Here is a 19758-nt window from a genome sequence, read left to right as displayed (position 1 = left end):
TCATGGTCACCATGCGACATCTCGGACTTTCAACGCCCTCCAGCGCCCGGCTCCATGATGATCGCAGGTTCCGCGCGCTGCTGTCCGCCGAAGACTGGGGACGACTGCCGGTGTCGATCTGGCGCCGTTTCTCCAAGAAACTCGCCGATGGCGCCACCGTCGTCTATGTCGGCGAGGTCGATCAGGCCGAGATCAGCCGTGCCGGCTTCTGGTTCGCGCATCTGGCACGGCTGATCGGCGGGCCGCTGCCGACGCGCGCGGACATCGGTGTGCCGATGATCGTCGCGGTGACGGAGGACGCGGCGAGAGGCGGTCAGATCTGGACGCGCATTTGCGGGCGCCCGCATGGCTTCCCGCAGGTGATCCATTCCGCCAAGCGCTTCGCCGGTCCGACGGGACTCGAGGAGTATCTCGGCTGGGGCCTCAGCATGAGCCTGCGCGTCGGCGTCGCCGATGGCGCGCTTCATTTCCATGGCGCCGGCTACACGTTCGACTTCGCCGGCCGGCGCTGGGCGTTGCCGGCATGGCTCGCGCCCGGCGACCTCACCGTCACCCATTCCGATCTCGGCAGCGGCGTCTTTCGCTTCTCGCTCGAGATCATCCACCCGCGCTTCGGGCGCATCATCCGCCAGAGCGCCGTGTTCCGGGAGTCCACACCATGACGCCGCTGCTCTGGTCCCTGATCGCGCTCCAGATCGTGATGGGTGTGTTCGACACCTTCTATCACCATGAGTTCACCGAGCGCCTGGCGTGGCGGCCGTCGCAGCAGGGCGAGCTCAAGCTGCACGGTATCCGCAACGTGCTCTATGCGCTGCTGTTCGCCGTCCTCGGCTGGTGCGAGGTGCATGGATTGTTCGCAATCCTCGTGCTCGCGGTGCTCGTGGCCGAGATCGCCATCACCTTGACCGATTTCGTCGAGGAGGATCTGACGCGCAGGCTGCCACCGAGCGAGCGTATCAATCACACTCTGCTCGCCATCAACTACGGCGCGATCCTGATGCTGCTGGTGCCGCTGCTGATCGGCTGGGCGATGTGGCCTTCGGCAATCGTGCCGGCCTATGCCGGCGTGCTGAGCTGGATTGCGGCTGCCGCCGCGGCTGGCGCAGGCCTATGCGGTCTGCGCGACTTCGCCGCGGCGCGGCGCCTCGCGCGGATGTCACGGCCGGATGCCGCTGGGCTGGTCGCGGCGCTGCCGGCGGCGCAGACCATTCTCATCACCGGTGCGACCGGCTTCATCGGCGCGCGGCTGGCGGCCAGTCTCGCCGCGGCCGGCCATCATGTCGTCGCCCTGGTGCGCGACCCGGCCAAGGCCGCAATGTTGCCGGCGCCGCTGACCTTGATCACCGGTCTCGATCAGCTCGCCTCCGACATCCGCATCGACGTGATCGTCAATCTCGCCGGCGAGCCGATCGGCAACGCACCGTGGACGGCGGCCAAGCGCGCGACGATCCTGCAGTCGCGGCTGGCTACGACGGAAGCCGTCGTCTCTCTGATTGCTCGGCTCGACCGCAAGCCGAATGTATTGGTCAACGGCTCGGCGATCGGCTGGTACGGCCTGTGGCAGGACCAGCCGCTGACCGAATCCGCCAAGTCGCATGCCTGCTTCAGTCATGACCTCTGCGACGCCTGGGAGCAGGCGGCTCGCGGTGCCGAAGCACATGGCGTCCGCGTCGCATTGCTGCGGATCGGTCTCGTCGTCGGCCACGACGGCGGCTTCCTGGCGCAGATGCTGACGCCGTTCGAATTCGGCCTGGGCGGGCCATTCGGCTCCGGCCTGCAATGGATGTCCTGGATCGAGCGCGACGATCTCGTCCGGCTGATCGCGCACGTGATTGCGACCGAGACCATCACCGGGCCGGTCAATGCGACAGCGCCGCTACCGGTGCGCAATCTCGCCTTCACCGCCGAGCTCGCGCGCTGCCTGCGGCGCCCGGCGCTGCTGCGCGTTCCCGCCGGCCTGCTGCGCCGGATCGGCGGCGACCTCGCCGAGGAGCTTTTGCTCGGCGGCCAGCGCGTGGTGCCGAACAAGGCGTTGTCGAGCGGTTTCGTGTTCCGCCATCAGAGCCTGCGCAGCGCGCTCGAAGCCATCCTGTGAGCGGCCGAAAGCGTCACGATTGCTCGGCGCGCGTCATCGTCGCCGATGGCAACTCGCCGAACGTGGCGCGATAGTAGCGGGCGAAGTGTCCGGCATTGGCAAAGTTGCAGGCGGCGGCCGCCGCCGCAACCGTGACGGCCGGATCGCCGGACCGCAGCATCTCGTGGGCGCGCCGCAGGCGCACCGACTTGGCAAAGGCCATCGGCGAATAGCCGCGCACGCGCTCGAACAGACGGAAGATCGAGCGGGCGCTGACGCCGGCTTCGCGCGCAAGGCGCTCGATCGTGATCGGCTCGCGCCAGTTGGCCTCGATGTAATCTTCGAGCCGCTTGACCAGGCCGAAATCCGGCATCGGAGAGGGATCCAGGAGCGTGTCGCGGAAACGATGACGGCTCGCGCAGAGGAAGGCGACATGCACCGCATCCTCCAGCTCGCGATAGACCGCAGCGGGGAACGCCGCATCCTGCTCGTTCAGCTGGGTCGTCAGGAAATCGAGCAGCCGCATCAGGCTGCGGGCCTGCGGATCGGCGGCCGGAATGGCGGGGGCGATTGCAAAGTCGGCGCGCGGCTGCACGCCGACCAGCGCCGTCAGGCGCCGCCGCAGCGCTTGCGGATCGAGCCGCAAAGTGAGGCGTCGATGGCCACCCTGGCACGCCATCTGCCATGGCACGCCGGCCGGCGCGACTGCGAACTGATGCTCGTTGACGTCGGTCGCCTCGCCGCGGGCGCAACTGACCGCGCGTCCCTTCAGGGCGATCTGCACCCTGATGAAGTCGGCCGCACGATGGTCGCAGACCATGTCGCAGGTCGTGGTGCCAAAGGCGAGGCCGATGGTCTCGAGTTCGATCAGGTTGACGATCGCCTCGAAGCGCTCGGCGTTCCTGAAGTCGACGCGCTCGGCGCCGAGCCGGCGCCCCGCGAGGTCGCGCAGCACGTCGGCGTTGGAGGTTCGGATCAGCGCGTGGCGATGTAACGGTTCGAGGCCGGTCGCGCCGGTCGAGGCCGGGCTCGGCTTTGCTGGGGCGCTGACGAGGTCAGCTGCGGTCAAGAGACGGTTCAAGCCGCTGCTCCTGAGCTCCGATCATCAACCCATGCTACATCAGGCTCCGCGGGCGTCAATTACTTCGACATCGCGGCGCTTCGGAAGGCCGCGGCCAGCGTGCGCAAGGCCGCGCGCTTGGCCGCATCTCCCGCCTTTGCATGCAGCATCACCTTGGAGCGGCCGAGCTTGGGCAGGCCGAGATCCGGTCCGACATCGATCAGTCCGCTCGGCGCGATCCGGCGGGCCAGCGGCGCAACCGCAAGACCGGCGCGCGCGGCCGCCGCAACGGCCGTTACCCCGCCGCCGACGAATGTCTCGCTGAAGCTGATTCGGGCGCGCTCGAGAGCGCGGACCGCGATGCTGCGCACGCCGCAGGGCGGCGCGAGCGTCGCGAGCGGCAGCGTGCCGCCCGCCGGCAGACGAAATCTGGGAGCTGCGAACCAGCCGAACTCGTCCGTGATCAAGGCCTCGCCACCGCGGCGGCTCGCCTCCTGGCGGACGATCACGGCGTCGAGCTTGCCGGCATCGTAGCGGTCGAGCAGGTCGCGCGAGAAGCCGATGCTGACCGACAGGACGAGGTCCGCCATGGCTGCATGCATCTGCTCGAGCATCGGCACCAGCTCGGGGCCGGCGACGTGATCGCTGATCCCCAGCGACAGCAGCGGCCGGATGCTGGGGGCTCCGGTGAGCGCGAGGTCATGCGCGGCAACCAGCGCGCGGGCGTTCTCGGCGAAAGCCGCGCCGTCGGCGGTGAGCCGGACCGCGCGCGGCGAACGCTCGACCAGCCGCTTTCCGAGCAGCGCTTCCAGGCGCTGCAGCTTCAGGCTGACCGCGGCCTGGGTGGTGCCGAGCGTCTCGGCCGCCCGCGTGAAGCTGTGCAGCTCGCTCACCAGCAGAAAGGCGCGGACGGTCGCGATGTCGAGCGTGGCGGTCATATGCGTCTGTTATCATTGATATCCATATCGATAACGTACCAAAATGGGCGGCATGGGGCTAGCTTTGCTTTCGAAGCGCAGTCACGCGCTCGAGACCGGGAGCCAAAATGCCATTGATCAACATCGTCTATGCCAGCCAGCGTCGCTCGCCCGCGCTGAAGAAGGACATTGCGGACGCCGTCACCGAACTGACCGCACGCATTCTGCGCAAGGATCCCAAGGTCACCGCCGTCATCGTCTCGGAAGCGGATGCCGCGGACTGGTTCGCCGGCGGCGCCGCGCTGGCGGAGCAGGGGCTTTCAAGCTATTGGATCGACGTTCACGTCAGCGAGGGCACCAATACCAAGGACGAGAAGGCCGCCTATCTCGCCGCGGTGTTCGCGCGCATGGCCGAGCTGATCGGACCGCTGCATCACGAGACCTACCTTCATGTCGACGAGGTCAAGGCGGACGCCTACGGCTTCGGCGGCTTGAGCCAGGAGCGCCGCTATGTCGCGGCGAAGCTCGACGTGCCGCCGCAGCGGGGTACCGCGTGAAGCTCAGGCCGTCTCCGGCTGCGCGACGCTGACGGCGCCGAACACGCTCTCGAACGCCTGCCGGAACGCGATGTCGACATCGGCGAGCGTCACCGGCAGGCCGAGATCGACCAGACTGGTCACGCCATAGCGTGGGTCGGTCACGCCGCAGGGCACGATGGCCTGAAAGTGCGACAGGTCCGGCTCGACATTGATGGCGATGCCGTGAAAGGTCACCCAGCGCTTCAGCCGCACGCCGATCGCGGCGATCTTGTCCTCGTGGCCGTCGCCCTTGTCGGGCCGTTTGACCCAGACGCCGACGCGATCCTCGCGCCGCTCGCCGCGCACGTTGAAGGCGTCGAGGGTGCGGATGATCGTCTCCTCGAGCGCGGCGACATAGGCGCGTACGTCGGGGCGCCGCCGCTTCAGGTCGAGCATGACATAGGCCACCCGCTGGCCGGGCCCATGATAGGTGACCTGGCCGCCACGGCCGGTCGGCACCAGCGGAAAGCGCGGATCGCGCAGGTCTTCCGCCTTGCCCGACGTACCGGAGGTGTAGACCGGCGGGTGTTCGAGCAGCCAGACCATCTCCGCGGCCTCGTTGGCGGCGATCGCCGCCGCCCGCGCCTCCATGAATTCGGTGGCCTGGGCGTAGTCGACCAGCGAATCGGAGATGCACCACGCCACGGCGTTGCCGGGCGGCCCCGCAAAGGTCGTCAGGTCGAGTGTTTGGCGGCTGTTAACCATTGGCTAACCACAACATGGTGATGTCTGGGCAACGAAAATCCAGTCGTGACTTCGGTGGTCCTGCAGTGTCAACCCTCGATAAAGTGACAGTCGACCTGATGGTCGTTCTCGGCACCTGCTCCATGCCCATCCACCAGGTTCTGCGCCTGTCCCGCGGCGCCATCATCGAGCTGGACGCCACCGAGGCTGATGACGTCAAGGTGCTCGCCAACAACCTGCCGATCGCCAACGGGGTCGTGCTGGTCGACCGCAACCGCATCGCGGTCGAGGTCAAGCAGATGCTGCCGCGCTCGCCGACGCCGACGTCGCGATAGCGGCCCCGGGCGGCGCGAAAACCATCCACAATCCGGTATTTTAGGGCAGGGCGGGCCTTGTCCCCCCGACATCGATTTGATACACGGGCGCCACTGATCCGGTGCCGCCCTTCCTCTGGCTCCGGCTTCTTCTTCGCGCTCGTGGCGGAATTGGTAGACGCGCTGCCTTGAGGTGGCAGTGGGTAACACCGTGGGGGTTCGAGTCCCTCCGAGCGCACCATAAATCCTCGTTTAATCCTTGAACTTTTCGGATGCTGCCTGGGAATGTTACCGCTCGTTCCCGCGGGTCGTTGCTGTCCTGTTTTCTGTGACGGGCTTGAGAAAATCGTCCAATGACTTGTCCTGGTCGAACGCGACCACCTCGTCCATTCCGCCGATGCCAGGCTTCTCACGGTTGGCTTGGGCGATGTCGTGAGCCGGCATTTCGGGGTCTCGATGCTGGTACACGACGCGCCGACGAAGGGCCGTTCTTCGGCTGCCCATTTGCTTTCCGCGGCAAGAAGGCGTTGGTGCTGAAGGTCCGGTTCTGTGACGGCAATGGGGGGCGTCTGTTCACCAAACGAATCGACCAGGGCGGCTTCGTGTGGCGCTGCGGGCACCAGTCATGTCACGATGAGCTTGGATCACCCTTCTTTCGAAGTGCGAGCTTCAGGGCGACGCCCCCAATTCTCGAATCCTCGATCCATAGTCGGCCATCATAGAGACTGGTCAGGTCGCGGGCAATCGCCAGACCGAGCCCAGTGCCCGGCTTCGCGTCGTCAAGTCTCGTGCCCACGTCGAACACGCGCATTCGCTCTTCGACTGGAATGCCGGGCCCGTCGTCCTCCACCGTGATCAAGACGGTGCTGTCGAGATCCTCGATCGAAATCACGACGCGGTCATGTGCCCATTTTGCCGCATTGTCGAGCAGGTTGCCGATGAGTTCGGTCAGATCGTTCGTATCGCAGGCAACGACGACGTCGGCTGCTCCTTCGACTTCGAACCGCCGGTCGTGCCCCGGGCTGAATCGCGAGTAGGTATTGATGACGCTCCTCAATACGTCTGCGACGACCGCAAACGCACCTGCATTCGCGATCGTGGAGGCCTTTGCGCGCGCCGTCTGGTAGTCGATGAGCAGCGCCATTCGCGAGCACTGCTCCGACAGAATCTGAGCGTGGCTCTCCTGACCGGATGCTTTCAGCCGTGCTGCCTCCTCGTCGAGAATTGCCAGAGGCGTCTTCAGCGCGTGTGCAAAACTTCCTGCGAGCACGCGAGCGCGATCGACCATGTTGAGATTTGCCGTGATCATTCCGTTCAGCTCGGTTACGAGCGGCATGATTTCCTCCGGCAGGTCCTCAGGCAGCCGTGTGGTCTTGCCGCTGCGCACGTCCACGATGGCGCGACTCATGCGCTGGAGTGGCCGCAGGCCGTAAACGACTTGAGCGTAGGCGGTGCCAACCATGGCGAGGGCCATGATACCCAGCGTCGCGATCAGCGTCAGATTGAGGTGCTGCATCTCGTCACTGATCAGTCGCTCGTCGGCACCGACACGGATTTCGACGGGTTGCCCGAGACGAGACGGCTCGCTGATGTTTCGGACCATGCGCATCGGCCCAGTCGGTCCGTCCACATTCGTAAGCGCCGTGGAGGGGGGCAGGGAACCCTCGCGAGTCTGGTCGGGCGTGAATGAAAGAGAAAGGTCATCCTGTAGCGACGGCGAACGCGCGCTTTCGCCGTTCTGCAGGATGACCTGCCAATACATTCCGGACCTGGCAGGGGAGAAACGCGGATCGCTCAGATTGCGGGCGATGAATAGCCGCTGCGTTGCGTCGATTTCCACGAGGTCGGCGAGCTCGCGGGCGTGATCCAGGAGGTCATGATCGAAGTGGGCCTCGACGACACGGCGAATGACGATCGAGAGTCCGAGCCCGCTGGCGAACAAGACGATGGAAATCCAGATCGCGGCGACCACGATCATGCGGGCTCGGAAGTTGCGGCTGAACATTGCTCTATCCGAAGCGATATCCCATGCCTCTGACGGTGCGAATGCAATCACGCCCCAGCTTTCTCCTGAGCCGGGCAATGTAGACTTCGACCGTATTGGAGTCGCGATGGTCGCTGCTCGGATAGATGTGCTCCAGTAGCTCGGTCTGCGACACGATATGATCGGCGCGGCGCATGAGGAGCTCGAGGACGCGCAACTCGAGTGCAGTCAGGTCGACGATCTGCCCGTCCTTCTTGACCAGGCCAGCCGCCGCGTTGAATTCGATCTGCCGGAGGCGGAGCACGGCCTCCGGTCTGCTGGAGACCCGACGGAGCAGCGATTTGACCCGCGCGACCAGCTCCTGCGCCTTGAAGGGCTTTTCGAGATAGTCGTCCGCGCCAGCGTTCAGGCCGTTGACACGCTCGACCCAGCCGCTGCGGGCCGACAGGATCAGCACCGGCAGCGTGTGCCCGGTATGACGCCAGCGTTGCAGCACGTCGAGGCCCGAAATGCACGGCAGGCCGAGGTCGAGGACCGCGGCATCATAGGGCTGGCTGTTGCCCAGCATCCAGCCCTGCTTGCCATCGGTGGCGAGATCCGCCTCGAAACCGGCATCGGCCAGGCTTTCCCTGATGCGCTCCGCGTAGACGGGCTCGTCCTCTATGAGCAGAATGCGCATTGCCATTCCTCCGGTTGCCGAACGGGTTCCGACGATGCGGACACGCGGATCGGGCCCTCGAACGCTATGGATTGATCCCGAGCTCTCGGGCTGCGTCAGCTATGCGCGTGCGCTCCGGGACGTCCTCCGCGAAGATCGACAGTGCGCGTTGCAGCGACTGTTTCGCCGCTTCGACCTCGCCCAGCACGACCCGCGAGCGGATCAACTTGATCCAGCCTTCTACATCGCGCGGTGATTGTTCGAGGCGGCTCGCAAGGCCATCCACCATGCCGCGGATCATGAGGTTGCGGTCCTGTGTGGACATGCTTTCGGCCTTGCGGATGTCCTCGGCGCGGGGGCCGCGCGGCTCCGCCGGCTCGGTCGCGGCGGTCTTGCCGGAGCGCAGGAGCTCCTGCATGCGCTCGGCGGACAGGTTCGGCCGGGCAGGCGATGGCGAGCCGTCATCCTCCCCGAGCTCGCGACGAAGCGCGCCGAGCCGTTGCTTGAGATCGGGCAGCCACGGCTCGTTCGGATCGGCCTCCGATACGATTGCCGTCCAGTCGGCCATCGCACCCCGTTTGTCGCCCTCCTGTTCTTTCACGGCGCCGATGAAGAAGCGGGCGCGCGCGTCCTTGGGATCCAGCCTGAGTGCCTCGCCGAAATCCGCGCGGGCTTCGGGCGTGACGGTGCCGTCTGCGGCCCGCACCAGCGCTTCGCCGCGCGCGCTGCGGTATTCGGCCGAGCCCGGCCGCAGCTCCATCGCGCGCGCATAGGCCTGCGCCGCCTCGGCAAAGCGCTCGATGTTGAACAGCGACCAGCCCAGCAGCCGCCATCCGTCGGCATCCTTGGGATTCCGCTCCAGTCTGGTCTGCACACGCTGGATCATCTCTTCGACCGGCGGCAGTCCGCTGCCCTGCTGCGGTCGGTCGCGACCGTCCTGGCTGGCCATCTGCTCCAATGACGCGATGGCCTGGGTGCCGGCGTCGGATCGCGCTTCGCCAACTGACCTCGCCGTCGTGCTGCTGGCGGTCTGGCCCGGCGCGGCTGCGGGGACATCCGGATTTCCGATGACCGCGTACAGGATGACGGAGCCGAACACCACCGTCATCGTGACGACGGCGAGCGCAAATTTTCGTTCGGAGCTGGTGAGGGAGGGCGCCGGCGGCTGTTCGGCGGCGGCTGCGGCGAGAATGCGCCGCTTGATCTCGCTGGCCGCGTTCTCGCCATCCGACTTGTCGATCAGGCCCCGTGCGGTTTCGTTCTCGATCTCGCGGAGCTGGTCGTGGTGGACGGCGAGTCCCTGAGCCGAAGCCAACCGTCTCCGCTCGTAGTTGCGGATGAAGGGCGTCGATATCAGCACGGCGGCCACGGAAATCATCGCCGTCAGGATCAGCCATAGCATCATGAAAGGCTCCGTCGATCGAGGATCGCCTCGATGGCTTCGAGTTCGTCGGCGCTGAGCGGAGCGACGTGCTCCGCTCCGGGCGCGGTCGCATTGGCTGCGGCCCGGCGCACGTAGCGGCCAAAGCCGACGATGGCCGCCAGCAGCGCCAGGAGCGGGCCGATCCACAGCGGGATCGTATTCCACTGCAAGGGAGGCTTGAGCAGGACGAAGTTGCCGTAGCGTGCGACCAGGAAGTCCACCGCCTGCCGGTCGCTGTCGCCGGCCTGCAGGCGGTCGCGCAGCAGAACCCTCAGATCATGCGCCAATGGAGCGTTCGAATCGTCGATGCTTTGATTCTGACAAACGACGCAGCGCAACTCCTGGCCCAGCGCGCGCGCACGGACCTCCAGCCCCTCATCCCGCAGCATTTCGTCCGGAAGCACCGCACGGGACGGCGACAAGGTCGCCGTCAGCACGAGCGAGCTGACGAGCAGCGCTCCGGTGACTCCCTTCATCCGCCGGCAGCTCATGACTCGCTCCTGAGCGCCTTCAGCAGAGGTTCGAAATCGTCACGCCATACATCTTCGGTCAGCGGGCCGGGATAGCGGTAGCGGATGCGGCCGGCCCGATCGATCACGAAGGTTTCGGGAACGCCGGTCACGCCGAGGTCGATGCCGGCCCGGCCGGACTCATCGGAGCCGACACGGGCATAGGGACTGCCGTGCTTGGCAAGCCAGCGTTTGCCGTCGTTCCGATCGTCCTTCCAGTTCAGTCCGTAGATCGGGATCGCGGAGCTCTCTGCGAGCTTGAGCAGCATGGGATGCTCGACGCGGCATCCGGGACACCAGGATGCGAACACGTTGAGCAGGACCACATCGCCCTGCAGATCGGTACTGGCAAGACCGCCGCCCTTGCCGTCGAGCGACGCGAGCTGGAAGCGCGGCGTCGGCTTGTCGATCAGGGTCGAGGGCATTCGCCGCGGATCGTTGGTCAGGCTGAAAGCCAATCCAGCGGCCAGCGCGGCGAAGGCCACGAGAGGTATGAGATAGGGTAGGCGCGGCATATCTCGTCCTATTCAGCAGGAACGGCAGTCGGTACGGCCCGCATCGCCCGTCGCGGAGCACCGACACGAAATCTCCGGTCGGCCAGCGAGATGAAGCCGCCGCAAGCCATCATCAGCGCGCCGATCCAGACCAGCGGCACCAGAGGGTGATAGTAGCAGCGCACCGCCCACGCGCCTTTGTCGTCGGGGTCGCCGAGCGTCACATAGACGTTCCAGATCAGGTTGGTTCGAATGCCGGCGGCGGTCGTCTGCTGCTGTCTGACGGGATAGAAGCGGCGCTCGCTGGAAAGCTGCGTGAACGGCTTTCCGTTCCGCGTGATGTCGAAGGAGCCACGCTCGGCTTCGTAGTTGGGGCCTGGAAATTTTCCGATCGAGCGCAACTTGATGTCATAGCCCGCGAGCTGCAGGCTCTGGCCCGGCCGCAGCATCTGCACCTTCTCGGAGGCCCACGCGGTCATCCCGGTAATGCCCGCGACGGTGACGCCCATTCCCGCATGGGCCAGCACCAGGCCGTAGACCGCGAGCGGGGTGGTGCGCGCGAGGTTGAGCGAGGTCGCCAAGGGAGTCGTCGTGCCGAGGCGGACGCGATGAGCCAGCACCATCAACGAGCCGATCACGAGCCAGACGGCGATGCCGAAGAAGAATGCGACCAGGAAACGCTGTCCGAACGTCGCGACAAGGATTGCGACGGCGACGAATGCCGCAAGCACCCCGGCCAGGCGGAGCCGTTGCAGCGCCGCAACGAGGAGATCGCGCTTCCATTTCAGAACCGGGCCGATCACCATGGCAAGCAGCAGCGGAACCATGATCGGAACGAACGTCAAGTTGTAGTAGGGAGGGCCGACCGAGATCTTGTCGTTCCCGAGCATGTCGACGAGGAGCGGGTAGAACGTGCCGAGAAACACGGTGGCCACGGCTGCCGTGAGCAGCACATTGTTGAGGACGAGGCCGCTCTCGCGGCTGACCGCTGCAAACAGCGCGCCGTGCTTCAGGCTTGGCGCCCGGATCGCATACAGCGTCAATGCCCCGCCGGTCGCCACCAGGATCAGTGCCAGGATGAATGCGCCACGCGATGGGTCCTGTGCGAAGGCATGAACGCTGGTGAGCACGCCGGACCTCACCAGGAAAGTCCCGATCAGGCTCAATGAGAAGGTCACGATCCCCAGCAGGATCGTCCAGCTCTGGAGGGCGCTCCGACGCTCGACCACAAGGGCGGAATGCAGGAGCGCAGTCCCCGCAAGCCACGGCATGAAGGAGGCGTTCTCGACGGGGTCCCAGAACCACCAGCCGCCCCAGCCGAGCGTGTAGTATGCCCATGCGCTGCCCAGCGTGATTCCAATCGTGAGAAAGCACCAGGCGGCGAGCACCCACGGTCGAACCCAGCGGGCCCAGCCGGCATCGACCTTTCCCTCGATCAGCGCGGCGACCGAGAACGAGAACGCCATCGAGAAGCCGACGTAACCCAGGTACAGAAACGGTGGATGAAAGGCGAGGCCGGGATCCTGCAGAATCGGATTCAGTCCGTTGCCTTCGAGGGGAGCATCGACCAGCCGCGCGAACGGATTCGAGGTCGAGACGATGAACGCCAGAAAGCCGAGACCGATCATGCCGTGCACGCCGAGAACGTTGCTCTGCAGCCGCTCGGGAAGGTTCGTTCCGAACAATGCTACTGCCGCGCCGAACAAGGAGAGGATCAGGACCCACAGCAGCATGGATCCCTCATGGTTTCCCCAGACTCCGGAGACCTTGTAGAGCAGCGGCTTCAGCGTGTGCGAGTTCGCTGCGACGACCTGGACTGAAAAGTCGGAGTGGACGAACAGCGACGTCAGGCACGCGAATGCGATCGCGACGAAGAGAAACTGAGTCAGGGCAGCGTGACGAACGAAGCCGGCGATCATCGCGGATTGGCGACGCAGCGCTGCGAACGGAACGATCGACTGCACCAGCGATACGACGAGCGCGAGAATGAGCGCAAACGATCCGGCCTCCGCTGTCATGTAGTATCTCCGACTGCAGCGGATATTCCTGCAGCTAACTATCAAGTGTCTGTGATGCGTCGACAATCAATGCGCCGAATGAGGCATCATTCGTACGGAATGATGATGATCCATCGACGCGCATCGTCGTGAAATTGCAACTCATTCTCACCCACTGCCGGAGATCGGTATCACCGGTCGTCTCGGCACGGAGCGTTGTGTTCGTTGGTAAATAGCGGTCGAATCGTCTGCGGCGCCATGGAACAGCGAACGCTGCGTCGATCGCATGATGGGCAGGAAGGCGAAACGAGATCGGCTGCTATTCCAGAAGCTTGGCAATATCGCTGTGACCGCTGGCGGCGGCGATGTCCGTGGCACGTTCGCGCCGCTTGTTCCTCAATTGCTTTTCGGCGCCGGCGGCGAGAAGGCTCTGCGCAATGCCGATGTCTCCCTCATGGGCCGCCATCATCAACGCGCTCATGCCCTGGCCGTTGCGCGCGTTCGGATCGGCCTTGCGCCTGAGAAGTTCACCGACGACATCGGCAAGGCCGGCGCGCGCAGCGAGGATGAGAGCGGTGTTTCCGCCTCTTGTCGCGCGTTTCGGATCGGCGCCGTGGTCCAACAGAAGCAGCGAGGCCGCGGCGCTGCGGCCTTCGATTGCATTCAGCAACGGCGTCTTGTCGTCGGCGTCAGCGCGGTTGACGTCCGCACCTGCGCGGATCAGTTGCGCGATCGCTTGCGTATTGCCATTGCCGGCCGCGTGCCAAAGTGCGGTGCGGCCCTGCCCATCGGCGGCGTTGAGGTCGGATCTCTGAACGAGTTGCCGATCGAGCGGGCCATTGGTGCACGACGCGACCGCGATCATGAGTGGGGTCCGGCCGTCTGCCAACGGAGGCAGACTGCCGGAAGCGCCGTTGAGGAGCGCGGCGATAGCGGCACCATTGCAGCGGCTGAGCGCCATCAGTAGTGCGGTCGTGCCATCCGCACGCGCTGCAGATGGGTCGGCCGCCTTTGTCAGCAGCAATTTGATGATGTCTCCATGATCCTTGTCCGCTGCCAGCATCAACGGCGTGTCGCCGCGCCGGTTGCCGGTGTTCGGGTTGGCTCCCGAGGCGAGCAGGAGCTCCACCAGCCGAAGATGCCCGGCGGCCGCGGCGATCGCCAGAGGCGTATCGCCGTCCTCGTTGACCGCGTTGACGTCAGCCTTCGCAGCGATGAGCTGGCGCATCGGATCGAGCTGGCCGCGCAGGGCGGCGTCGATGATGGCCGGATGGCCGTTTCGCATGGCGGCCTGCGCATCGAGCGTCGGCGCGGGCCTGCGCGCAGTTTCCCGCTCCGGCTCCCTGGCGCGCGGGCGCGCGTTTCGGTTGGCCGTATCGGCCAGCAACTGCTCGGCGGGCTGATAACCGGCCGCAGCCGATTTACGCAGCCAATCCCGCGCCCGGTCGGGATCGGCGGGCGTTCCGCGTCCTGCGAGCCACATCGCTGCGACATTGTACTGTGCCTTGACGTGTCCTTTCCTTGCACTTGCCTCCATCCATTTGAACGCCAGCGCGTCGTCTGATTTGGTGCCGAGGCCGGCGCGGTAGAGTGATGCAAGGCGGTACTGCGCCTCTGGATCCCCGGCGATGGCCGCGCGCTCGAGCAGCTTCAGTGCTTCCTCGGGACGTCCGGCCCGGATTGCCGCGTCCGCAGCCTGGCTCGTGCCGGGGACTTCGGAGCTCGCGCCCGCTGGATTGCCGCCCAGCACCGCCGTGTCGCCGGCCAGGGCGACCGATGGTACGGTCAAGCTGACGAGACAGATCAGCGGGAGGATGACAGGAGAGGATTTATGCCGTGCCATACTTCGTCTCGACCTCGATACCCATGCTCTTCAGGAACGCCGTCGGCAGAATGCCGCCGACGCACACGATGACGGCATCGTTTCGGATCGTGCTCGTCCTACCATCGGCATCGATCTCGACGTCGTCACCGCCAACTCGTTTGACTGACGAATTGTACATGACGTGGAGCCGTCCCGATTGGGCGGCTGCTTCCGTCCGTTGACGGTTCTTCAGTTTGGCGCGACTGAACGAGTCGCTGCGATGGGAGAGAGTCACCGTCGTTCCGGGTTCGTCGGCGATGGAGCAGGCGGCTTCCAGCGCGGCGTCGCCGCCACCGACGACGAGCACGTGCTGGCCGCGATACTGTTCGGGGTCGATCAGTCGATAGACGACCTTGGTCTGCTCTTCGCCCGGGACGTCCAGCTTGCGCGGTGTTCCGCGTCGTCCGATTGCCAAGAGCACGGCATGCGTTCTGTAGCTGCTGCAGTTCGTCTTGACGTCGAAGCCATCGCCGACGCGGGCGACCGCTTCGACGCGCTCGCCGACGTTCACCTTGAGGCGGGACTTGCGCACGATGCTCATGAAGAAGGCGATCAGCTGTTCCTTGCTGAGCTCTCTGAAGTTGAATTTACCCGCGAGCGGCAGCGTGAAGGGAGCGGTCATCACCAGCTTGCCGCGGGGGAAGTGCGCGACGGTGCCGCCGAGCGAGTCCTGTTCGAGGGTGACGAAGCGCAGCCGATGCTGCAGGCAGGCGAGACTGGCAGAGAGTCCGGCCGGACCGCAGCCGACGATCACGACGTCGAGCATGTCCGACTTGCCGATGTTCTTGATCTTGCGGACGGAGTCGATCGCCTGGCGTCCCTGCTCGATGGCGTTTCGGACCAGCCCCATCCCGCCGAGCTCTCCCGCGATGAAGATGCCGGGCACATTGGTCTGAAACGCCTCGTCCACGTTCGGAATGTCAATGCCGCGCGTTTCGGTGCCAAACACCAGCGTGATGGCATTCACGGGACACACCGCCTTGCAGGCGCCGTGTCCAATGCAATGCGAAGGCTCGACGAGCGCCGCCTTGCCGCCGATCAGGCCGAGAATGTCGCCCTCCGGACACGCCCTGACGCATGAGCCACAGCCGATGCACAAGGCAGGATCGATAATGGGGTGGAGCGATGCCGGTTCGAGAAGACCGGCGTCCTTGGCGGCCGAGAGCTTCGCGACGCTCTTTATTTCTTTACGCTTGCGCACGGCCATGTAGGTGGCCCAGACGCCGAGCATCGGCGCGGCGTAGACGATCAGGAGATCGAGCGCCATGTCCTCTCTTTCCCCTTCTTAAGTCCTGACAGTAGGCGGCAGCAGGTGCCGGCTGTGGTGGCCGCTCGGAAAGGTCGGCCGCATCGCTAGATGCAAATTCGTCTCAACAGATGCCGACATAGAAATTCCAGAATGATTTGTAGTTTTGCGGACGAGGAGTAGTTCATTCGTTGAACAGATGCCGTCGGCGGAAATATGGCTCGCACTGATCTCACACGAATGATGTCAGTGCCGGAGGACGCAACAGTTATTTGCAAGTGGTTATCAGGAAGGAATCTCTCGACTGAGATCCGGAGATCCGCAGGCAAGCCGGACATTCGCCCATCCGGCATTTGGGTTTCACAGGAAGCGTCGAGAACATGAGCAGAACAGCAGTCGTTCGCGCGAACGGCGATCCTCTTCGAGGAACCATCCCGGTCATCGTCACACTTCTCGTTGTCGCAGCGATCGGCATCGGATGGCTGCAGAAGGAGGAGGAGTATATTACGCCGGGATCGGGGACCGGCTACTGGCTCGGAATATACGGCAGCGTCGCGATGCTATCGTTGCTGGCCTATTCGATGCGCAAGCGCTTCAAGTCGCTCCGCGGGATCGGCTCGGTGCCATTCTGGTTCAAAACGCACATGCTGCTGGGCGTCGTTGGCCCCGTGCTGATCCTGTTTCATGCCAACTTCAAGTTGGGAGCACTCAACAGCAACGTGGCATTCTTTGCCATGTTGATCGTTGCGATCAGCGGCGTGATCGGCCGGTATATCTACGGCAAGATCCACATCGGTCTTCATGGTGGAAGGGCGCGCATCAAGGAGCTGCTTGCGGAAGCCGAGGCGATGAGGATGGAGCTCGGTCAGGAGATGCAGGCAGCGTCATTCGTGTCGCGGGAGTTGGCTGCCTTCAGCAAGGGGCTCGACAACAGGGTGCCGCGAACTGCGCTGGGGAGCCTGCGGACGGGGGCGATCATCGCGGCGCGGACGAGGCGGCTGCGTGCCAACGTGGTTGCGGAAGCGCGCCGGCTCATTCGCGCCGAAGCCAAGCGTGCGCGATGGTCGTGGTTCGAGCGGCGACGGCGCGAGAAGCGAATCGAAGAAGTCGTGCGGAGGTACACTGCTGCGGTGCGGAAGGCCGCCGAACTGACATTTTTCGAACGGCTATTTTCGCTGTGGCACGTTCTGCATCTGCCGCTGTTTTTTCTCATGCTGCTGGCGGGTTTCGTTCATGTCTGGGCCGTCCATCACTATTGACGGAGTTTCGTGATGAGGTGGCGCCTAGCGGCGGTTGTCGCTGTCATGGTCGGTGTTGCGCTGCTGTCGGCCGGGCTTCGAGCGCAGACGTTGCTTGAAAAACTGGTCATGCCGGGCCCGCTGGCCGAGAAGCATGCCAAGCTCGAAAGCGAATGCGGAAAGTGCCACGAAGCCTTCACGCGGAAGGCGCAGTCGGGCCTCTGCCTCGATTGCCACAAGGAGATTGCAGTCGATCGCAGGCAGCATGAGCGCCTGCATGGACGCGAGCAGGCGGCGCTGACCCAGGAATGCAGGCAGTGTCACACCGACCACAAGGGGCGTGGAACCGACATCGTCCAGCTCGACAAGGAAACATTCAACCACGACATGACGAACTACAGGCTGGTCGATGCGCACAAGAACGTTCCTTGTGCTGGATGTCATGTCGCGAAGGTGAAGTTCCGCAACACGCCCTCGACCTGCTTCGAGTGTCACAAGGCGCTCGATCCTCATCGCGGCCGGCTCGGTGAGCGCTGCGAGAACTGCCACACGGCGGTGAAGTGGCGCGCGACCAAGGAATTCGATCACACGAAGACCAGGTTTCCCCTCGTGGGCGCCCACAAGTCGGTCGCTTGTGCAACGTGCCACTCCGGCCAGCAATACAAGGATCTGCAGACGTCGTGCGGCTCATGCCACCGTCTTCAGGACGTCCATGCCGGCCGCTTCGGCGACAAGTGCGAGACGTGTCACGATCAGGAGAAGTGGAAGACGGTCCGCTTCAATCACGACAAGACCCGCTTCCCGTTGCGAAATGCGCATGCCAAGGTGAAGTGTGAGAGCTGCCATACGGGTGATCTCTATCGGGACAAGCTCGCGACGTCATGCGTGTCCTGTCACCGCAAGCAGGACCCGCATCAGGGTAAGCTCGGCGAACGTTGCGAGACCTGCCATAGCGATGCGGGCTGGCGGAAGAGGCTCTCCTTCGATCACGAGATTACGCGTTTTCCGTTGATAGGTCTGCACAAGTCGGTGCCTTGCGAGGAGTGCCACCGGACGCCGACCTACAAGAATACGCCGATGGCCTGTGAGAGCTGCCACAAGGATTTCCACCAGGGGAAGCTCGGAGGACGGTGCGCCAGTTGTCACAATCCGAATGGGTGGCGGCTGTGGCGCTTTGATCACGCGCGGCAGACACGATTCCCGCTGGTTGGTGTCCACCAGAAGATCACATGCGAGGCCTGCCACAAGGCCAAGTCGCCGCCGGATCTGAAGTTGCCGATGGATTGCTTCAGCTGTCATCGCAGCTCGGACGTGCACAATGGCACCTTCGGTCAGACGTGCGAGCGCTGCCATGTCGCAACGGGATGGCGCAACGTTCAGATCAGGAACTGATTCGAACGGCTGCGCTGGCCGCATCGGTCGTCCGACATCGTGTCGAGCTGACATCAGCTCGCAACAGCTATCAGTTCGCCTGCAGATCAACGGTTTGCGCGATGCGCTTGCGAGAACCTCGTGAGCGAAGGACGCCAGAAACATTACCACCCATTCAGCTTGAGTTCAGCTTGGCCCAGTTTTGGGCCAGCTTTGCCGGTCTCTGAAGCCCTGTGTTGGGCGTGACGCTGCGCGATCTGGCTGATGACTTGGTCGCCGCCGATCAACGTGGCGCTCGATTGAAAGGCAGGGGGCGTTCCGAGTGTTCGGTAGCTGGGAAGGCATGCTGCCGGGCCGTTTGGGGAGGAAATCCGCAGGAGTGTCTTGGGTTTGTTGGGGCGACCGGCGAGCAGCGGGCCGCTCAAGGGTTTCGGCTGGATTCGGGGCGACCGGTCTCCGTTGAATATTCGGATGGCGATCGAGTCGAGAGTGAAGATCGGAGTTTGAGTTGAGCAGCTGCTACAGCAAGCGGGGGCTGTTGGCGCGAGCATCGCACTACGTGGTGCGGTGGTTGCTTGCCGGTATGCTGCTCGCTCTGGCGCTGGCAGGGCACGCTGCTGCGCAGAGTTCATTCGATCATGTCTCGACCGGGTTTCCGCTGACCGGAAGCCATGTTGGAGTGGAGTGCTCGTCCTGCCACGTCGGTGGGCGGTTCAAGGGCACGCAGACGCAGTGCGCCAGTTGCCACAACGGCGCTCAGACGGCCGGCATGTCGGTCAACCATCCGATGACCACGAGGCGCTGTGAGAGCTGCCATCAGACTTCGACATGGAAGGACGTTCGGGCGATCGATCATACCCAGGCGAAAGCGTCGTGTACGACCTGCCACAACGGCGTGATGGCACGGGGCAAGTCGAAGAACCACATCACGACGGCGGCGCCATGCGATGTGTGCCACAGGTCGACGGCGAGTTTCCGCATCAGAATGAAGATGGACCACGCCGGCATCGTCGCCGGTTGCGCCAACTGCCACAACGGGACGACGGCGCGCGGCAAGTCCAGCAATCATCTCCAGACCAATCTGCCGTGCGAGTCCTGCCACACCAGCACGGCCAGCTTCGGCGGCGCGGCGTTCAAGCATGCCGCGACCGACACCAACTGCGCGACCTGCCACAACGGCAAGACCGCGCAGGGCATGACGACGCCGCCGCATATCCCGACCGGGACGCTGCAGTGCTCGAACTGCCACAGCAACACCGCGGCGAGCTTCGCCACCTACACCATGAACCACGCCGCGGTATCGACCGCGCGCTGCGACAGCTGTCACAACGGCAGCTACACCGGCCA

At 64.5% G+C, this 19758-nt stretch carries 19 protein-coding genes, 1 tRNA gene and 1 pseudogene; 9 read left to right on the top strand and 12 right to left on the bottom strand.

The window, feature by feature from the left end:
• Window positions 1-2: 2 nt before the first annotated feature.
• Together QW881_RS29810 and QW881_RS29805 are read left to right on the top strand one after the other, a co-directional pair.
• Window positions 3-662 carry a DUF4166 domain-containing protein gene (locus QW881_RS29810; RefSeq protein WP_315754363.1) on the top strand — a complete coding sequence of 220 codons (660 nt, stop codon included), beginning with the start codon at window positions 3-5 and terminating at the stop codon, window positions 660-662.
• Window positions 659-2095: a TIGR01777 family oxidoreductase gene (locus QW881_RS29805; protein WP_315754365.1), complete on the top strand. Its 1437-nt coding sequence runs from the start codon at window positions 659-661 to the stop codon at window positions 2093-2095. Before QW881_RS29810 ends, QW881_RS29805 begins: the two co-directional genes overlap by 4 nt.
• 13 nt (window positions 2096-2108) lie before the next feature.
• Here QW881_RS29805 and QW881_RS29800 read toward each other — a convergent pair whose 3' ends face one another.
• Both QW881_RS29800 and QW881_RS29795 read right to left on the bottom strand, forming a co-directional pair.
• Window positions 2109-3155: an AraC family transcriptional regulator gene (locus QW881_RS29800; RefSeq protein WP_315754367.1), complete on the bottom strand. Its 1047-nt coding sequence runs from the start codon at window positions 3153-3155 to the stop codon at window positions 2109-2111.
• Between the two features lie 59 nt (window positions 3156-3214).
• Window positions 3215-4072, bottom strand: a complete 858-nt coding sequence (locus QW881_RS29795; protein ID WP_315754369.1) for a LysR family transcriptional regulator — start codon at window positions 4070-4072, stop codon at window positions 3215-3217.
• A gap of 107 nt (window positions 4073-4179) precedes the next feature.
• Between QW881_RS29795 and QW881_RS29790 the strand changes: the two genes are divergently transcribed.
• Window positions 4180-4608, top strand: coding sequence for a 4-oxalocrotonate tautomerase family protein (locus QW881_RS29790; RefSeq protein ID WP_315754372.1), 429 nt, complete (start codon window positions 4180-4182; stop codon window positions 4606-4608).
• 3 nt (window positions 4609-4611) lie between these two features.
• Here QW881_RS29790 and lipB read toward each other — a convergent pair whose 3' ends face one another.
• Window positions 4612-5334 carry a lipoyl(octanoyl) transferase LipB gene (lipB, locus tag QW881_RS29785; protein WP_315754374.1) on the bottom strand — a complete coding sequence of 241 codons (723 nt, stop codon included), beginning with the start codon at window positions 5332-5334 and terminating at the stop codon, window positions 4612-4614.
• Window positions 5335-5399: 65 nt separating this feature from the next.
• Between lipB and QW881_RS29780 the strand changes: the two genes are divergently transcribed.
• Both QW881_RS29780 and QW881_RS29775 read left to right on the top strand, forming a co-directional pair.
• The gene (locus QW881_RS29780; protein WP_315717718.1) at window positions 5400-5648 is read left to right on the top strand and encodes a FliM/FliN family flagellar motor switch protein; all 249 of its coding nucleotides are present in this window, start codon (window positions 5400-5402) and stop codon (window positions 5646-5648) included.
• Between the two features lie 135 nt (window positions 5649-5783).
• Window positions 5784-5868 (top strand) — tRNA-Leu (locus QW881_RS29775).
• A gap of 47 nt (window positions 5869-5915) precedes the next feature.
• Here QW881_RS29775 and QW881_RS29770 read toward each other — a convergent pair.
• Window positions 5916-6071 carry a hypothetical protein gene (locus QW881_RS29770; protein ID WP_315754397.1) on the bottom strand — a complete coding sequence of 52 codons (156 nt, stop codon included), beginning with the start codon at window positions 6069-6071 and terminating at the stop codon, window positions 5916-5918.
• Window positions 6072-6115: 44 nt separating this feature from the next.
• Between QW881_RS29770 and QW881_RS29765 the strand changes: the two are divergent.
• Window positions 6116-6349: pseudogene (locus tag QW881_RS29765) on the top strand (hypothetical protein); the annotation flags it as partial.
• Here QW881_RS29765 and QW881_RS29760 read toward each other — a convergent pair.
• The 8 genes from QW881_RS29760 to QW881_RS29725 form a co-directional block, all read right to left on the bottom strand.
• Window positions 6256-7632, bottom strand: a complete 1377-nt coding sequence (locus QW881_RS29760; protein ID WP_315754401.1) for a HAMP domain-containing sensor histidine kinase — start codon at window positions 7630-7632, stop codon at window positions 6256-6258. The pseudogene QW881_RS29765 and the gene QW881_RS29760 overlap by 94 nt on opposite strands.
• 4 nt (window positions 7633-7636) lie before the next feature.
• Window positions 7637-8290 (bottom strand): response regulator transcription factor, encoded by a 654-nt coding sequence (locus QW881_RS29755; RefSeq protein ID WP_315754403.1) that lies wholly within the window; start codon window positions 8288-8290, stop codon window positions 7637-7639.
• Window positions 8291-8354: 64 nt separating this feature from the next.
• Entirely contained in the window at window positions 8355-9674 is a 1320-nt protein-coding gene (ccmI, locus tag QW881_RS29750; protein WP_315754405.1) for a c-type cytochrome biogenesis protein CcmI, read from the bottom strand.
• Window positions 9671-10183, bottom strand: coding sequence for a cytochrome c-type biogenesis protein (locus QW881_RS29745; protein WP_316159194.1), 513 nt, complete (start codon window positions 10181-10183; stop codon window positions 9671-9673). Before QW881_RS29745 ends, ccmI begins: the two co-directional genes overlap by 4 nt.
• Window positions 10180-10716, bottom strand: coding sequence for a DsbE family thiol:disulfide interchange protein (locus QW881_RS29740; protein ID WP_315737696.1), 537 nt, complete (start codon window positions 10714-10716; stop codon window positions 10180-10182). The genes QW881_RS29745 and QW881_RS29740 overlap by 4 nt, the downstream gene beginning before the upstream one ends.
• Window positions 10717-10724: 8 nt before the next feature.
• Complete coding sequence (locus tag QW881_RS29735; protein WP_316159193.1) at window positions 10725-12713, bottom strand: heme lyase CcmF/NrfE family subunit; 1989 nt, start codon at window positions 12711-12713, stop codon at window positions 10725-10727.
• Between the two features lie 298 nt (window positions 12714-13011).
• A complete protein-coding gene (locus QW881_RS29730) occupies window positions 13012-14535 on the bottom strand; it encodes an ankyrin repeat domain-containing protein (protein ID WP_315754411.1) in 1524 nt (507 codons plus the stop codon).
• On the bottom strand, window positions 14522-15823 hold the full coding sequence (locus QW881_RS29725) for an NAD(P)-binding domain-containing protein (RefSeq protein ID WP_316159192.1): 1302 nt from the start codon (window positions 15821-15823) through the stop codon (window positions 14522-14524). The genes QW881_RS29730 and QW881_RS29725 overlap by 14 nt, the downstream gene beginning before the upstream one ends.
• A gap of 359 nt (window positions 15824-16182) precedes the next feature.
• Between QW881_RS29725 and QW881_RS29720 the strand changes: the two genes are divergently transcribed.
• The 3 genes from QW881_RS29720 to QW881_RS29710 all read left to right on the top strand — a co-directional run.
• Complete coding sequence (locus tag QW881_RS29720) at window positions 16183-17061, top strand: pyridine nucleotide-disulfide oxidoreductase (protein ID WP_316159191.1); 879 nt, start codon at window positions 16183-16185, stop codon at window positions 17059-17061.
• A 12-nt stretch (window positions 17062-17073) separates the two neighbouring features.
• Window positions 17074-18432, top strand: a complete 1359-nt coding sequence (locus tag QW881_RS29715) for a cytochrome c3 family protein (RefSeq protein ID WP_315799222.1) — start codon at window positions 17074-17076, stop codon at window positions 18430-18432.
• A 487-nt stretch (window positions 18433-18919) separates the two neighbouring features.
• Window positions 18920-19758 (top strand): hypothetical protein (locus QW881_RS29710; RefSeq protein ID WP_316159190.1); only part of this gene is annotated, 839 nt, incomplete at its 3' end.

The sequence above is a fragment of the Bradyrhizobium sp. SZCCHNS3016 genome, assembly GCF_032484535.1.
Taxonomy (GTDB): Bacteria; Pseudomonadota; Alphaproteobacteria; order Rhizobiales; family Xanthobacteraceae; genus Bradyrhizobium.
This window is presented reverse-complemented; position numbering and strand designations above follow the sequence as displayed.

Coding starts and splice junctions, on each gene's coding strand:
- QW881_RS29810 (WP_315754363.1), top strand. CDS start 3: ATGGTCACCATGCGACATCTCGGACTTTCAACGCCCTCCAGCGCCCGG.
- QW881_RS29805 (WP_315754365.1), top strand. CDS start 659: ATGACGCCGCTGCTCTGGTCCCTGATCGCGCTCCAGATCGTGATGGGT.
- QW881_RS29795 (WP_315754369.1), bottom strand. CDS start 4,072: ATGACCGCCACGCTCGACATCGCGACCGTCCGCGCCTTTCTGCTGGTG.
- QW881_RS29790 (WP_315754372.1), top strand. CDS start 4,180: ATGCCATTGATCAACATCGTCTATGCCAGCCAGCGTCGCTCGCCCGCG.
- lipB (WP_315754374.1), bottom strand. CDS start 5,334: ATGGTTAACAGCCGCCAAACACTCGACCTGACGACCTTTGCGGGGCCG.
- QW881_RS29770 (WP_315754397.1), bottom strand. CDS start 6,071: ATGCCGGCTCACGACATCGCCCAAGCCAACCGTGAGAAGCCTGGCATC.
- QW881_RS29760 (WP_315754401.1), bottom strand. CDS start 7,632: ATGTTCAGCCGCAACTTCCGAGCCCGCATGATCGTGGTCGCCGCGATC.
- QW881_RS29755 (WP_315754403.1), bottom strand. CDS start 8,290: ATGCGCATTCTGCTCATAGAGGACGAGCCCGTCTACGCGGAGCGCATC.
- ccmI (WP_315754405.1), bottom strand. CDS start 9,674: ATGATGCTATGGCTGATCCTGACGGCGATGATTTCCGTGGCCGCCGTG.
- QW881_RS29745 (WP_316159194.1), bottom strand. CDS start 10,183: ATGAGCTGCCGGCGGATGAAGGGAGTCACCGGAGCGCTGCTCGTCAGC.
- QW881_RS29740 (WP_315737696.1), bottom strand. CDS start 10,716: ATGCCGCGCCTACCCTATCTCATACCTCTCGTGGCCTTCGCCGCGCTG.
- QW881_RS29735 (WP_316159193.1), bottom strand. CDS start 12,713: ATGACAGCGGAGGCCGGATCGTTTGCGCTCATTCTCGCGCTCGTCGTA.
- QW881_RS29730 (WP_315754411.1), bottom strand. CDS start 14,535: ATGGCACGGCATAAATCCTCTCCTGTCATCCTCCCGCTGATCTGTCTC.
- QW881_RS29725 (WP_316159192.1), bottom strand. CDS start 15,823: ATGGCGCTCGATCTCCTGATCGTCTACGCCGCGCCGATGCTCGGCGTC.
- QW881_RS29720 (WP_316159191.1), top strand. CDS start 16,183: ATGAGCAGAACAGCAGTCGTTCGCGCGAACGGCGATCCTCTTCGAGGA.
- QW881_RS29715 (WP_315799222.1), top strand. CDS start 17,074: ATGAGGTGGCGCCTAGCGGCGGTTGTCGCTGTCATGGTCGGTGTTGCG.